Raw genomic sequence first — 1,048 nt, forward strand, 5'->3', positions numbered from 1 at the left:
GTGTTCGTGTTTCCGGGGCAGGGGTCGCAGTGGGTGGGGATGGCGGTGGGGTTGCTGGATTCCTCGCCGGTGTTCCGTGAGGTGATCGGCGAGTGTGAGGTGGCGTTGTCGTCGTTCGTGGAGTGGTCGTTGACGGCGGTGTTGCGCGGTGAGGAGGGTGCGCCTGGTCTGGAGCGGGTGGATGTGGTGCAGCCGGTGTCCTGGGCGATGATGCTCGGTCTGGCAGCGCTGTGGCGTGCCGGTGGTGTGAGCCCGGTTGCGGTCGTGGGGCACTCGCAGGGCGAGATCGCGGCTGCGGTGGTGGCGGGTGGTTTGTCGTTGGAGGACGGTGCCCGGGTGGTGGCGTTGCGGTCGAGGGCGCTGCGGGTACTGTCGGGCGGCGGCGCGATGGCCTCGGTGGGGCTGCCGGAGTCGCGGGCGGAGCAGATGCTGGCCGCGTGGGCGGGTCGGGTCTCGATCGCAGCGGTGAACGGGCCGTCGTCAACCGTGGTGGCCGGGCAGCCGGATGCGCTGGAGGAGGTGCTGGCCCGGTGTGAGGCATCGGGTGTGTGGGCACGCAGGATCCCGGTGGACTACGCCTCCCACTCCCCGCACGTCGAGGAGATCCGGGACACCCTGGCCTGCGAACTGCAAGGCATCAATCCCCGTACGGGTCGGATCGCTTTCCACTCCACCGTGACCGGCGGTGTGCTGGACACCTGTGAGTTGGGCGGGTCGTACTGGTTCCGGAACTTGCGTAGCCGGGTGCGGCTGGCGGAAGTCGTGGAGGGGCTGGCGGCGCCTGACGTGGTGTTCGTGGAAGTCAGCGCGCATCCGGTGTTGATCTCGGCGATCTCGGAGACGTTGGGTGCCACGGGTGCGGTCGTGGGAACGCTGCACCGCAACGTCGGTGGCCTGGACCGTTTCGTGGAGTCCGTCGCCGAGGCGTGGTCCCATGGTGTCACCGTCGACTGGCCGACGGTGTTCAAGCCCTACCGCACCAACACCGTCGAACTGCCCTCCTACCCCTTCCAGAGGCAGCGCTACTGGCTCGACCCCCAGCCCGCCG

Annotated in this window: 1 protein-coding gene; it reads left to right on the plus strand. The window is 69.1% G+C overall.

Annotated features, from left to right (window positions below; all coding sequences use genetic code 11):
• Window positions 1-45: 45 nt before the first annotated feature.
• Window positions 46-1,048 (plus strand): acyltransferase domain-containing protein (locus AQI88_RS30735; protein ID WP_244184399.1); only part of this gene is annotated, 1,003 nt, incomplete at its 3' end.

The sequence above is a fragment of the Streptomyces cellostaticus genome (assembly GCF_001513965.1).
GTDB lineage: Bacteria > Actinomycetota > Actinomycetes > Streptomycetales > Streptomycetaceae > Streptomyces > Streptomyces cellostaticus.